This is a genomic window from Nocardia lasii (genome assembly GCF_042658545.1).
Taxonomy (GTDB): domain Bacteria; phylum Actinomycetota; class Actinomycetes; order Mycobacteriales; family Mycobacteriaceae; genus Nocardia; species Nocardia lasii.
In genome coordinates this window covers 609,129-622,210 of record NZ_JBHSQN010000015.1, presented here as the reverse complement: position 1 = coordinate 622,210, position 13,082 = coordinate 609,129, and the positions used below count along the sequence as shown (strand labels likewise).

The window sequence follows — 13,082 nt, the reverse complement described above, 5'->3', positions numbered from 1 at the left end:
GTTGGTCACGCCTTGTCGTCGAGCCGAACCCGCACGGTCACCTTCCCGCGCTCGTCCCTGGTCGCCACCGCGTGTCCCGGGTGGTCGACACCGTCGATGCGCAGCGACATCGGCGCTCCTTCGCCGAGGAAGTTGCGCCACCACTGCTTCTTGTCCGGCATCACCGCGGCCAGGACGTAGTCGCTCCCGGACCGTCGATAGTTCACCGGCGTGCTGAACGTCCGCCCGGACCGCCGCCCCACATAGGTGATCTGCGCGAACGACTTGCCGAGCACCTTCCCGATGCCCGGCGCCTCGGTCAACGCGACCACGCCCGCGTTGAATCCACGAATTCCCCTGCGTACCAACGATTCCTGCGTCATAGCTGCTCCCGACTCAGTAGTGACCACCTGTCGTTACCCAGCCTACGGACATTCCGCGCAGCTCACCGAACGGATTCCCCGTACACCCGCTCGACCGCCAACGCCATCAGCACTCGCCGATCCGACACCATGACCTCCCGGTACTCCTGCCAATCGGGATGCTCCCCGGCCGCGGCCCGGTAGTAGCCGACCAGCGCCTCCACCTCGGGCCCCTGCGGATCGGTGCCCGGCCCGATCAAGGTCGCGGTGCCCTCCGCCGTCGCCCACGTCCACCCGTCGGCACTGGTCACCTCGAGCGAGGCCCGGGGATCGCGCCGCAGATTGACCGTCTTGGCCCGCCCCTCGGTCATCGAGACGTAGATGATCCCCGCCTCCCGGTCGTAGTACGGCGTGACGGGCGAGAGCTGGGGCCGACCGTCGGACTTGATCGTGGCGAGAATGCCGATCCGGCTCTCGGCGAGCAGGGAATGCAGGTCGGGCGGGGTTTTCGACATCGTGATCGCTCCTCGGGTGCGATGAAGGGTCAGGGGTGGGCTCGTTGTGACGAACCGCGCCGATCCGATGTTTATGCCCGAGCCCGCGAAAAACCCGTCGACACCCCGCGCCCCGACCGCGTAGAACTGGACCCATGGTTACAGCACCTCCGCAGTCGCGGTAATTCGCATCGGGTCCACGGGCGCCGAGGCGACCCCGCGTGATCCGACGCCCGTGCCGTTCCCGGAACGCCCGACTGGCGAGCGTCGATTCATCGACCGCACTAGCCCGGGGGTTTCCCATGACCAGCACCGATCTCGCCCGCATCCGCAATATCGGCATCGCCGCCCACATCGACGCGGGCAAGACCACCACCACCGAACGCATCCTGTTCTACACCGGCGTCACCCGCACGATGGGCGAGGTGCACGACGGCACCGCCGTCATGGACCGGATGATCCAGGAGCGCGAGCACGGCATCACCATCGCGGCCGCGGCCACCACCTGCTGGTGGCACGAACACCAGATCACCATCCTCGACACCCCCGGCCACGTCGACTTCACCGTCGAAGTGGAGCGTTCGCTGCGGGTCCTCGACGGTGCGGTCGCGGTGTTCGACGCCAAGGAGGGCGTGGAACCGCAATCGGAGCAGGTGTGGCGCCAGGCCGACAGGTACGGCGTGCCCCGGATCTGCTTCGTGAACAAGATGGACAAGCTCGGCGCCGACTTCGCGTTCACGGTCCGCACCATCGCGGAGCGACTCCGGGTGCGCCCGTTGGTGATTCAGCTGCCGATCGGTGCCGAGCGCGAGTTCGAGGGCATCATCGACCTGGTCGAGATGACCGCGAAGGTGTGGCGTGGCGACACCGATCGCGGCACCCGTTTCGAGACGATCGAGATCCCGGAAGAGCTGCGGGCCAAGGCGTTCCAGCATCGTGACGCCTTGGAGGCGGCGGTCGCCGAGTCCGATGAGGACGTGCTCGAGCACTACCTCGCGGGCCGACCGATCACCGTCGACCTGCTGAAGGCGGCCATCCGACGGATGACGATCGACGCCAAGGCGTACCCGGTCCTGTGCGGTTCGGCGCTGGCCAATATCGGTGTGCAACCGTTGCTCGACGCCGTCGTCGACTACCTGCCGTCGCCGCTGGATGTCGTTGCCGTGCACGGATTCTCGCCGGCAGGCGAGCACATCCACCGCGCGCCCGATATCGCCGAGCCGTTCGCGGCCCTGGCGTTCAAGGTCGCGCTGCACCCGTTCTTCGGCAAGCTCGTCTACCTGCGGGTGTACTCCGGGACCGCCGAACCCGGTGCGACAGTACTGAATTCGACCAACGGACGAAAGGAGCGTCTCGGGAAACTGTTCCAGATGCAGTCGAGCACCGAGATCGCGGTCTATCGGGTGCGGGCCGGGCAGATCTGCGCCGTGATCGGCCTGAAGGGCACGGGCACCGGCGACACCCTGTGCGATCGGCACGCCCCGGTCGTGCTCGAGTCGATGACCTTCCCCGACCCCGTACTCGCCGTCTCGATCGAACCGAGAACCCGCGCCGACCAGGACAAACTGAGCACCGCACTGGCTCGCCTGGCCGACGAGGACCCGACGTTCACCGTGGCGGTCGACGCCGAGACCGGGGAGACGGTCATCGGCGGCATGGGCGAGCTGCACCTGGAGATCCTGGTCGACCGGATGAAACGCGAGTTCCGGGTCGACGCCCACATCGGCGCGCCCCGGGTGGCCTACCGCGAGACCATCACCGCACCGGTCGCACTGTTCGAGTACACCCACCGCAAGCAGCAGGGTGGACACGGCCAGTACGCCAAGGTGGTGCTCGCGCTGGAACCCCACGTAGCCGAGGACGGCGCGATCTACGAGTTCGACAGCCGGGTCACCGGCGGGCGGGTGCCGCGGGAGTACATCCCCGCGGTCGACGCGGGCGCGCAGGACGCGCTGCGCATCGGCCCGCTCGCCGGCTTCCCGCTGGTGAACGTGAAGGTGACGCTGCTCGACGGCGCCGCCCACGTCCAGGATTCGTCCGAACTGGCCTTCCGGTCGGCCGGGGCGGCGGCGGTGCGGGCCGCGGTCGCGAAGGCGAAGCCGGTGCTGCTCGAACCGGTGATGGCCGTCGAGGTCGTCACCCCCGAGGAGTACGTGGGCGAGGTCATCGGCGACCTCAACGCCCGCCGGGGTCGGATCACCGAGCTCACCGAACGGGGCGGCGCGCATGTCATCCGCGCGCTGACCCCGCTCCAGGAGATGTTCGGCTATATCGGTGACCTCCGCTCGAAAACCCGTGGCCGAGCGAACTACTCGATGACGTTCGACTCCTACGCCCCGGTTCCCCCTGGCGTGGCCGCGTCGATCATCGCGGGTAGCTGATCCACGCCGGTGGCGTCGCCTGTGCGGCGCCACCGTCGTGGCATTTTCGTGCGATCACTCGCCGCTGGTGCCGATTTCGGGCCGGAATCGCGGAAGAATGCACGATTTTGCCACCCGGTGACGCACGAGCCTCGGCCTGGCGTGGTCAGGCCGAGATGCGTTGTGGTGTCCGGGCTTCTGGGTAGTGGGGTCCGTTCGCGCCGTGCGCACTGGTAGAAACAGTAGTGGGCCGAATGGTCCATGACACGGCAGAAGGACACCATATGAGCGCGCCCATCGTGATCGTCGGAGCGGGTCTGGCGGGCCTGCGCACCGCCGAGGAACTGCGTCGGGCCGGGTACGAGGGCGAGGTGCTGTTGCTCGGCGACGAGTCGCGCCCGCCGTATGACCGTCCGCCGCTGTCGAAGGATTTCATGCGCGGCGAGACCCACGACACCGCCCTGCGCCCGCCACAGTTCTACGCGGACAAGAACATCGAGCTCCGCCTCGACACCGAGGTCGCCGGCGTGAACACCGCCGCGCGCACCGTCGAACTCGCCGACGGCACCACCCTGGCCTACGACCAGCTCATCATCGCGACCGGCCTTCGCCCCCGCCGCCTGCCCGACCTCGGCGAGGTGGCGGGCGTGCACGTGCTGCGCGCCCACGACGATGCCGAAACGCTGCGCGCCGAACTCGCCGCCGCCGACCGCGCGCTGATCATCGGCGCCGGGTTCATCGGCTGTGAGCTGGCCGCCTCCTTCCGGGCCGCCGGGGTCGAGGTCACCCTGGTCGAACCCCAGCCCACCCCGCTGGCCTCGGTCCTCGGCGAGCAGATCGGCGCGCTGGTCGCGCGCCTGCACCGCGAAGAGGGCGTCGACCTGCGCTGCGGCGTCGGCGTCGACACCCTGCGCGCCGATGTCACCGGCCGGGTGCGCGGCGCGATCCTCACCGACGGCACCGATATCGACACCGACCTGGTCGTCATCGGCGTCGGCTCGGTCCCGGTCACCGACTGGCTCACCGGCTCGGGCCTCGAGTTGGCCGAGGGCGCGGCCGGTGGCGGAGTCCTGGCCGACGAGGTGGGCCGCACCTCCGCCGAGGGCGTGTGGGCCGTCGGCGACGTCGCCGCCTGGGCGCACCGCACCGGTGCCCGCAAGCGCGTCGAACACTGGACCAGCGCGGGCGAGCAGGCGAAACTCCTGGTCACCGCCCTGCTCGGCGGCGCACCGCCCACCGCGGCCCGCGTCCCGTACTTCTGGAGCGACCAGTACGACGTCAAGATCCAGGCCCTCGGCACCCCCACCCCCACCGACGACGTCACCATCGTCACCGACGACGGCCGCAAATTCCTCGCCTACTACTCCCGGGACGGCATCCTCACCGCCGTCCTCGGCGCGGGCCTCACCGCCCAGGTAATGAAACTCCGCGCCAAACTGGCCACCCCTACCCCCGTCGCCGACCTCTTGGCAGCCGCCAATTGAGGGGTGTGAACCCCGAAAGTGCGGTGGTTCGGGCCCTGCCTCGCCCCGCCGAACACCGTCTCGAGACGCCCAGTCCGCACGGCCCCGATCCGCCCCTCACGGCACTGTAATACGGTGTACCAGTGATCGTCGCGCTCATCGATTCCGGCCTCGGCCTGCTGCCGACGGCCGCGTGGTTGCGCAAGCTGCGTCCCGATGTGGATCTGCTGCTCCTGCTCGATCCCGAGGGTGCGCCCTGGGGGCCTAAACCGGAGGACTGGGTGGTCGAGCGGGTGCTCGGCGCCGCGCGTCAGGCGCTCGAGCTCGGCGCGGAGGTGATCGTGCTGCCGTGCAATACGGCCAGTGTGACCGCGCTGGCGCATGTGCGCGACGCGGTGGGGGAGTCGGTACCGGTGATCGGCACCGTGCCCGCTATCAAACCCGCTGCGGCGCAGTGCAGTTCGGTGGCGGTGTGGGCCACGGCCGCGACCACCGCCAGCCGCTACCAGGCCGACCTGATCGCCCGCTTCGGCGGCACCGCCAAGGTGGTCGGTGTGGCCTGCCACGGCCTGGCCGACGCCATCGATCGCGGTGACCTGCCCGCCATCGCCGAATCCATCGCCGACGCCGCCGCCCGCACCCCCGCCGATGTGGAAGGCGTCGTCCTCGGCTGCACCCACTACCCGCTGGTCATCGACGCCATCATCGCCGCCCTCCCGCCGGGCGTCCGCCTGTTCGACAGCGCCCAGGCCGTCGCCGCCCAAACCCTCCGCAAAATGGACGAACTCGGCCGCCCCACCACCGGCACCGGCACCGTCACCGTGCGAACCAGCGGCAGGCCGGGCGAATTGCCCTCCGGCGCAGCAGCATTCGAGTCGGGCCGTCTCCTCGGTGCGGTAGTCGACTGACCGTACCGAACGAAGCGGGTCGACCCCGAGCCGAGCGCCCGCGAAACCTGTCGGTGCCCCCGTGTTGAATGCACACGAACCCGTCGACCAGGAGGTGCGTGTGTCCGAAGTCCCCACCGCAGCACAGGTACGGAAAGCACTCGCCGAAGCCGCCGACCCCACCGACGCCCACAACCTGCAACGCTTCTTCAAAACCGGTCCCGGCGAATACGGCGAGGGTGACATCTTCCTCGGCGTCCGAGTCCCCGCCACGAGACGTATCGCCAAACAGTTCGCCGCCCTGCCCCTGGCGCAGATCGACGAACTCCTCGACAGCCCCCTGCACGAGGAACGCCTGGCCGCCCTGTTCATCCTCAACGCCCGCTTCGCCGCCGCGTCGAAACCCCGCACCCGCGACGATGAGGCCCGCGAGGAAATGGTCGAGCTCTACCTGGCCGCCGTCCGACGGGGCCGGGTCAACAACTGGGACCTGGTTGACGCCTCCGCCGAGCACATCGTCGGCCCGTGGCTGCTCGACCGAGACCGATCCTTGCTTTTCGAACTGGCCCAACAGGATTCACTCTGGGAGCGCAGGGTGGCCCTGCTCTCCACCTTCGCCTTCATCAAGGCGGACGACCCGAGCACCACCCTCGAACTCGCGCAGGTCCTCCGAGACGATCGCCGCGACCTCATCCAGAAGGCCCTCGGCTGGATGCTGCGCGAAGTCGGCAAACGTGTCGACCAGACCGCTCTCACCGACTACCTCGACCGCAACGCCCCCGACCTCGGCCGCACCGCCCTGAGTTACGCCACCGAACACCTGAGTCCCGAGCAACGCGCCACCTACCGGGCCATGCGCTAGAACGCTAGAACTGGATCCGCACCCGATCGGTCACCGGCCGCGCCTGGCAGCCGAGGATGTAACCGTTCTCGATGTCCGCGGGATCGAGGATCTCCGCGTTGTCCATCTCGACTTTGCCTTCCAGCACGGTGCAGGCGCACGACCCGCACTCGCCCTCCTGGCAGGAGTACGGCACGTCGAGGCCCTTGTCGAGCATGATGTCGACCAGCGTCTGCTTGCGCGGCCAGGCGAGCTCGTGCACCTGCCCGTCCAGTTCCACCTCGACGGTCGCGGCCTCGGCGACCTCGGCGTCGGACACCTCGACGGGTGCGTGGTCGACGAAGGGGTCACCGGCCAGGGAGTTGAACACCTCGGCGTGGGTGCGCGTGCGCGGCACATCGAGCGAGGCCAACGCCTCGTGCACCAGATCCATGAACGGCTTGGGCCCGCACATGAACGCCTCGTACGCGGTGTACGGCGCGGCCAGCCGGGCCAGCATGTCGGCACTGGGCAGCCCGAGCAGCGGTTCCAGCCAGTGCACCACGCTCAACCGCTGCGGGTATTTCCCGACCAGCTCGCGCAGCTCGTCGGCGAAGATGACCGAATCGGCGGCGCGGTTGGCGTACACCAGTACCACCTTCGCATCGCCTTGCGAGAGCGCCGATTTCAGAATCGACATCACCGGCGTGATCCCGCTGCCCGCCGCGAACAGCAGCAGATCGGTGTCGAGATCCTTGGGCGTGAACACGCCGGCGGGCGGCAGTACCTCGACCTCGTCGCCGGCGGAGATGTTGTCGCACAACCAGTTCGACCCGTAGCCGCCCTCGGTGCGCTTGACCGTCACCTTCGGCAGGTCGTCGGTGAACGGCGAGCTGGCCAGCGAGTAGCAGCGCGCCACCGATCCGGTGAGCTCGCTCGGGATGCGCAGGGTCAGGAACTGGCCGGGGGCGTAGGCGAAGCGCTCGCGCAACTCGGCGGGGACGTCGAAGACCACGGAGTGGGTGTCGGCCGTTTCGGCGATCACCGCGGCGACCCGCAGCACGACCGAGCGTGAGCCGTGCGGAACGTCGACTGTGGTCATGTAAGCCCCTTCAAAAATAGAACGTGTTTCAGTTTTATGGTAGGCCGGGGCCCGGTTGCAGAGCAAGCTGCGCCTCCAGACCGGCTACCAACACCTCCATCCCGAAGTCGTAGGAGTACTTGCCGCGCAGGTCGGCCATGTACTTCGTGGCTCGGGCCACCGCCTCGGGCAGCGTCACGTCCGCCGGCGCGGAACGATCGCGCGGGTTCACTCTGCTGCGTCCGAACAGGTAGGTGTGGATGGTCGCGTAGGCGGCCAGCACATTGCGATCGGAAAAGCCCGCGTCGAACAGGATCTCCATCACGGCATCGATCAGGTCGAGCTGCTTGCCCAGCATCTGCTCGAGCAGGACATCGCCCAGCCCGGGATGCGTGCGCAGTTTATCGTCTATCTGATCGATCAGATCGCGCAGGCGCTCCTGCCACGGACCGGACTCGCGTGGCGGCTTACGCACCCCGAGCAGCGCGGCGCTGGCCACCAGATCGAGCAGTTCGCGCTTGTCGGCCACGTAGTAGTACGGCGCCATCGGCGAGACCCCGAGCTCGCGGGAGAGCCGCCGCATCGAGAGTTTCTCGACCCCGTCCTCGCGCACCACCTTCAGTGCCGCGTCGACGATCTCGGACTCGGAAAGCGTTGAACTGGCGCCCGCCCCACCGTGGTTACGCAAAACCTTTGCCTCACCTCTAGCTGTCGCTCGGGCTTCGCGCCCCTGTATCTCCCGGAAGTCTAGAGGGGTACGCACGCGCTGTGGGCGGGGTGCGCGGATCGAAGTTTTCCGATCCGGCCCTTTATGGCAGTCACTGACGTTAAAGTCCGCAGTGACCGGCAACACACTGGAGGCGCACATGTCCGAGCACACCACCCCCGACACCGTCGAGTCCGACGCGGATCTGGTCACCGAGACGCTGATCGAAGAGGTCAGCATCGACGGCATGTGCGGCGTGTACTGACCATGCTCGATCTCGACACCCGCTGGACGCTGCACCCTCGGGTGTCGGTGCGTCCCGAGTCCTTCGGCGCTCTGCTCTACCACTTCGGCACCCGCAAGCTCTCCTTCCTCAAGAGTCGCGACCTGGTCGAGGTGGTGCGCTCGCTGCCCGCGCATCCCACCGCCCGCGCGGCCCTGCGCGCCAACGGCATCGGCGACTCCGCCGCGCACCTCAGCGCGCTCGCGCAACTGGCCGACACCGACATGATCGTGCCCGCGACCGGCCCGCTCACCGCCGCGCCCGCGCCGCTGGCCCGCACCGGGGAACCCCAGGGCGGCAAGCTGATCGACCGTTTCGAATCCGGTCTGGCCGCCCCGATCTGCCTCACCTGGGAACTCACCTACGCCTGCAACCTGGCGTGCGTGCACTGCCTGTCGTCCTCGGGTCGCCGCGACCCGGACGAACTGAGCACCGAACAGTGCAAGGCGCTGATCGACGAGTTCGAGCGCATGCAGATCTTCTACGTCAACATCGGCGGCGGCGAACCCACGGTCCGCCCGGACTTCTGGGAACTGGTCGACTACGCCACCGCCCACCACGTGGGAGTCAAGTTCTCCACCAACGGTGTTCGCATCACCGAGGAGGTCGCCGCGCGCCTGGCCGCCAGCGACTACGTCGACGTGCAGATCTCCCTCGACGGCGCCACCGCCGAGGTCAACGACGCCGTGCGCGGCCCCGGCTCCTACGACACCGCCATCAGGGCGCTGGCCAATCTGGCGGGCGCGGGCTTCACCGACGCGAAACTCTCGGTCGTGGCCACCCGCCACAACATCGCCCAACTCGACGAGTTCAAGGCCATCGCGGACAAGTACGGCGCCACCCTGCGCCTGACCCGCCTTCGCCCGTCCGGTCGCGGCGCCGACGTCTGGGACGAGCTGCACCCGCTGCCCGAACAGCAGCGCGAGCTCTACGACTGGCTCGTGCGCAACGGCGAGGGCGTGCTCACCGGCGACTCCTTCTTCCACCTGTCCGCGTTCGGCTCGGCGCTGCCGGGCCTGAACATGTGCGGCGCGGGCCGGGTGGTCTGCCTGATCGACCCGCTCGGTGACGTCTACGCCTGCCCCTTCGCCATCCACGACCGCTTCAAGGCCGGAAACATCGTCGCCGACGGCGGTTTCGACGAGGTCTGGACCCACTCCACGCTGTTCGCCGAACTCCGCGAACCCGTCGACGGCGGCGCGTGCACGAGCTGCGCGCACTACGACAGCTGCCGCGGCGGCTGCATGGCCGCGAAATTCTTCACCGGTCTGCCCGCCGACGGCCCCGACCCGGAGTGCGTGCAGGGCTACGGCGAAGCGGCCCTGTCGGCCCCCGGCCGGACCATTCCGCGCCCCGCCGTCGACCATTCCCGGCCGGTCCGCGCCCGCACCCGAGTGTCGTTGCCGCTGACCGTGCGGCGCCCACCCGCCAAGGCGTGCAACGAGAGTCCGCTCGGGTAGCCGTCGATCGGTTGCCGAGAGTGCGCTGCCGATCTTGTTGAGGCGTCCGCTAACTCGGTCACGACCGCATTTGGAACAGACTTTGGTCCTTTTTTCTGGGGTGATGATGTCTGCGAGCCCAACTGCGCATAGCATGCGAGGAATGCGCCATGATCGTCTGCCCGACGGCTTCGGGGTACGGATCGATCCACGGGTACGCGCATTTTCCGGGGGTCGAATCCTGATCGGAGGATCGCCCGCACGGATGCTGCGCTTGGCCCCGGAGGCCGCCGAGTTGATCGGCGACGGATACCTGGAGGTGACCGACAGCAAGTCCGCGACCATCGCCCGCCGACTGCTCGATTCCGGTGTGGCCAACCCGCGTCCGCGCCTGGAACCCTCGCTCGACGATGTCACGGTGGTCATCCCGCTGTACAACAACGCCGACGGGCTCGTGCGCCTGTTGGCCGTGCTGCGCGGACACAATGTGATCGTCGTCGACGACGGTTCCGACGAGCCGGTCCGCATCCCGCCGCGCCAGGGCCGTGGCCAGGTGACGGTGATCCGTCACGAATCCCCGCTCGGTCCCGCGGCGGCGCGCAACGCCGGATTGAAAGCCGCGACAACGGACTTCGTCGCCTTCCTCGATTCCGATGTGGTCCCGCGCAGCGGCTGGCTCGAGGTCATGCTCGGACACTTCAGCGATCCGCAGGTCGCGTTGGTCGCGCCGCGCATCGTCGCGCTCGACGCCGAGTCCAACGCGCTGGCCCGCTACGAACACACCCGCTCCTCGCTGGATCTGGGCCGCCGCGAGTCGGCCGTGCACGCGCGCGGCATCGTGTCGTACGTGCCCAGCGCGGCGCTGCTGGCCCGGCACTCGGCCCTGTCGGCCGAGGGCGGATTCGACGAGTCGATGCAGGTGGCCGAGGATGTCGACCTGTGCTGGCGGCTCGAACGCGCGGGCTGGCGGTTGCGCTACGAACCCGCCGCGCGGGTGGCCCACGATCACCGCGTGGCCTTCCGCGCCTGGTTCGGCCGAAAGCTGTTCTACGGCACCGGCGCCGCCCCGCTCGGCAAGCGGCACTCGGGCCTGGTCTCGCCGCTCCAGGTCCCGACCTGGACCGTGCTGGCCAGTCTGTTGTTCGCGACCCTGTCCAGGTGGGGCCTGTTCGGCGGCCTGGTCACCCTGACCACCGCCCTGCTCCGCCTGCGCCGCGTCTTCACCGAACTCGACAACCCGACCAGGATCGCCGCGGTCTACCTCGCCCGCGGCTACTTCGCCGGCATGTGGCGCCTGGCCTCGGCGATGTGCCGCGACTACTGGCCGGTGACCCTGCTCGCGGTGCTCACCTCGCGCCGGATCCGCAAGGTCGCGCTCACCATGGCACTGGCCGACGGCCTGGCCGACTGGTTCACCCACCGCGATGCCGGCGGCCTCGACCCAGTCCGCTACGTCGCCTACAAACGCCTCGACGACGTCGCCTACGGCACCGGCCTGTGGCTCGGCGCCCTGCGCGCCCGCAGCTTCGAGGCGCTCAAGCCGAGCATGCCGCCCCGCTGAATCCGACCGCGTGCCGAACACCCTCATCATCGGCGCCGGGTCGGCGGGGTGCGTGCTCGCCGCCCGACTCAGCGCCGATCCGGCCCGCTCGGTCAGCGTCCTCGAAGCAGGCCCGGTCTTCCGGACGATGGGGGAGCTGCCGCGCGAGCTGCTCGACCCGTCCCGGCTCCCGATCGGTCCCGAATCCCGGTGGGTGTGGCGGTACCGGGGAAATCTGTTGCGCGGCAAACTCATCGGCGGATCGGGGTCGATCAACGGCAGTTACTTCCTCCGCCCACCCGCCGCCGACTTCGCCGCGTGGAGTGCGATAGCGGGCCCGCGCTGGTCGTTCGCCTCGGTGCTGCCCGTCTTCCGCGCCCTGGAACGCGACGAGGATTTCGGCGACGCACCCGGCCACGGCGCCCACGGCCCGATCCCGATTTCGCGAACCAGCGACTTCACCGAGTTCAGCGCCGAGTTCGCGCAGCGGTGCACTGCGGCGGGATTCACCGAGCTTCCCGACCTCAACACCCCGGCCGGGTTCGACCAGTCACAGCCCCCCACCGAACAGCGCGGAGGCCTACGGGTCGAACGTCCACCGATACTCGGACTCCCCGGACTCCCCGGACTCCCCGGACTCCCCGGACTCCCCGGACTCCCCGGACTCCCCGGACTCTCCGCAGTCGACCCGACGAGATTCGTCGACACCCTCGCGCGGCTGGGCCCGGCCCTTCCGGCGGGATTCGGCCGAGTGCCATTGGCGGTGTCGCGGCACCGTCGAGCGGGCCCCGCCGTCACCCACCTCTATCCGGCGATGACCCGCCCCAACCTGACGGTCACCGGCGACACCACGGTGACCCGCCTACTCCTCAGCGGCACGCGGGTGATCGGCGCCGAATGGGCACGCGGTCGCGAGCGCGGGCGAACCTACGCCGATCACACGGTGGTGTGCGCGGGCGCCATCGAGTCGGCCGCACTCCTCCTCAGATCCGGGATCGGCCCCGAACCCCAGCTCCGCGCCCTCGGCGTCCCGGTGGTCCAGCCGCTCCCGGTGGGCACCTGGTGCACCGACCACCCCGAGATCGGCGTCGAGTTCCCGACCACCGACCCCGCCCAGCCCGCCGTCCCACTCGAATACGTCCTCCACCTCGACGACCTCGAGATACGCCCGTACGCCACGATGTTCTCGCCGGGCCTCCGACGGGTGGGCGTGGCCTTGATGCACCCCGAATCAACGGGCGAACTGACCCTGGTCTCGACCGACCCCACCGTCCCCGCCCGCGTCGACCAGCGCTACCTGCGCACCGCCCGCGACCGCGCCCGACTCCGCGACGGCGTAGCCCTGACCGCCGACCTCTACGGCCGCCGGATCGGCCCCGCCGACGACCCCTGGCTGCGCGCGAACCTCGGTACCTCCCAACACCTTTCGGGCACCTGCCGCATGGGCCCCGCCGACGACGAGCGCGCCGTGGTCGACGAGAGTGGCCGCGTCCACGGCATCGACGCCCTCACGATCGCCGATCTCTCGATCGTCCCGGTCCCGCTGCGCCGTGGCCCCCAGGCCACCACCGTGATGCTCGCCGCAGCCATAGCCGACCATATGGTCGTGTGACGATGTGACGATCGATACCACGATGTGACCTGCCGGACAAACCCCCACTTCTTGCG

General features: G+C 69.2%; 12 protein-coding genes. 8 read left to right on the top strand and 4 right to left on the bottom strand.

Annotation, left to right across the window (positions count from 1 at the left end):
- Nucleotides 1-5: 5 nt before the first annotated feature.
- Nucleotides 6-362 (bottom strand): nitroreductase/quinone reductase family protein, encoded by a 357-nt coding sequence (locus ACFP3H_RS24790; RefSeq protein ID WP_378609533.1) that lies wholly within the window; start codon nt 360-362, stop codon nt 6-8.
- 62 nt (nt 363-424) lie between these two features.
- Nucleotides 425-856 carry a PPOX class F420-dependent oxidoreductase gene (locus tag ACFP3H_RS24785; protein WP_378609531.1) on the bottom strand — a complete coding sequence of 144 codons (432 nt, stop codon included), beginning with the start codon at nt 854-856 and terminating at the stop codon, nt 425-427.
- A gap of 281 nt (nt 857-1,137) precedes the next feature.
- Between ACFP3H_RS24785 and fusA the strand changes: the two genes are divergently transcribed.
- The 4 genes from fusA to ACFP3H_RS24765 all read left to right on the top strand — a co-directional run bounded on the left by fusA (nt 1,138) and on the right by ACFP3H_RS24765 (nt 6,407).
- Complete coding sequence (fusA, locus tag ACFP3H_RS24780) at nt 1,138-3,216, top strand: elongation factor G (protein ID WP_378609530.1); 2,079 nt, start codon at nt 1,138-1,140, stop codon at nt 3,214-3,216.
- A 263-nt stretch (nt 3,217-3,479) separates the two neighbouring features.
- A complete protein-coding gene (locus tag ACFP3H_RS24775; protein ID WP_378609528.1) occupies nt 3,480-4,679 on the top strand; it encodes an NAD(P)/FAD-dependent oxidoreductase in 1,200 nt (399 codons plus the stop codon).
- Between the two features lie 122 nt (nt 4,680-4,801).
- Complete coding sequence (locus tag ACFP3H_RS24770; protein ID WP_378609527.1) at nt 4,802-5,566, top strand: glutamate racemase; 765 nt, start codon at nt 4,802-4,804, stop codon at nt 5,564-5,566.
- 100 nt (nt 5,567-5,666) lie between these two features.
- Nucleotides 5,667-6,407, top strand: a complete 741-nt coding sequence (locus tag ACFP3H_RS24765; protein WP_378609525.1) for a DNA alkylation repair protein — start codon at nt 5,667-5,669, stop codon at nt 6,405-6,407.
- Between the two features lie 4 nt (nt 6,408-6,411).
- On the opposite strand, the gene ACFP3H_RS24760 is transcribed toward ACFP3H_RS24765, so the two are convergent.
- Nucleotides 6,412-7,467 carry a 2Fe-2S iron-sulfur cluster-binding protein gene (locus ACFP3H_RS24760; protein ID WP_378609524.1) on the bottom strand — a complete coding sequence of 352 codons (1,056 nt, stop codon included), beginning with the start codon at nt 7,465-7,467 and terminating at the stop codon, nt 6,412-6,414.
- A gap of 34 nt (nt 7,468-7,501) precedes the next feature.
- The gene (gene mftR2, locus ACFP3H_RS24755) at nt 7,502-8,134 is read right to left on the bottom strand and encodes a mycofactocin system transcriptional regulator MftR2 (RefSeq protein WP_378609522.1); all 633 of its coding nucleotides are present in this window, start codon (nt 8,132-8,134) and stop codon (nt 7,502-7,504) included.
- Nucleotides 8,135-8,312: 178 nt separating this feature from the next.
- On the opposite strand from mftR2, the gene mftA reads away from it, so the two are divergent.
- From mftA to ACFP3H_RS24735, 4 genes are all read left to right on the top strand, one after another.
- Complete coding sequence (gene mftA, locus ACFP3H_RS24750; protein WP_378609521.1) at nt 8,313-8,417, top strand: mycofactocin precursor MftA; 105 nt, start codon at nt 8,313-8,315, stop codon at nt 8,415-8,417.
- A 2-nt stretch (nt 8,418-8,419) separates the two neighbouring features.
- A complete protein-coding gene (gene mftC / locus ACFP3H_RS24745; protein WP_378609596.1) occupies nt 8,420-9,895 on the top strand; it encodes a mycofactocin radical SAM maturase in 1,476 nt (491 codons plus the stop codon).
- 142 nt (nt 9,896-10,037) lie between these two features.
- Nucleotides 10,038-11,435: a mycofactocin biosynthesis glycosyltransferase MftF gene (gene mftF, locus ACFP3H_RS24740; RefSeq protein ID WP_378609519.1), complete on the top strand. Its 1,398-nt coding sequence runs from the start codon at nt 10,038-10,040 to the stop codon at nt 11,433-11,435.
- Nucleotides 11,436-11,445: 10 nt separating this feature from the next.
- Nucleotides 11,446-13,026, top strand: a complete 1,581-nt coding sequence (locus ACFP3H_RS24735) for a GMC family oxidoreductase N-terminal domain-containing protein (protein WP_378609518.1) — start codon at nt 11,446-11,448, stop codon at nt 13,024-13,026.
- The last annotated feature ends 56 nt before the right edge of the window (nt 13,027-13,082 follow it).